General features: G+C 71.7%; 1 protein-coding gene. It reads left to right on the forward strand.

The features are described 5' to 3' along the window. On the forward strand, window positions 1–332 hold a 332-nt coding region (locus BST13_RS38115), incomplete at both ends, for a DUF222 domain-containing protein (protein WP_142282961.1).

Genomic DNA, 332 nt, shown 5'->3' on the forward strand with positions numbered 1-332 from the left:
CTGGTCGAAGCGGGTTGGGCTGCCGATGTGGCGGCCCGCCCGCACGGCCAGCACACCACCGTCGTCGTCCACGTCGACCTCGATAAGGATGGCGAGAAACCCGTCGCCGCCCTGCACCTGGGCCCCGTGCTCACTGATGAGGAGCGGCGCTACCTGACCTGTGATGCCACCTGCGAAGTCTGGTTCGAACGCCACGGGCAACCCATCGGCGCGGGACGCAGCGCCCGCACCGTCAACCGCCGGCTGCGCCGCGCTCTGGAGCACCGCGACCGCTGCTGCGCGGTCCCCGGCTGCGGAGCCACCCGCGGCCTACATGCGCACCACTTGCGGCA

Source organism: Mycobacterium aquaticum, assembly GCF_002086485.1.
In the GTDB taxonomy this organism is placed as follows: domain Bacteria; phylum Actinomycetota; class Actinomycetes; order Mycobacteriales; family Mycobacteriaceae; genus Mycobacterium; species Mycobacterium aquaticum.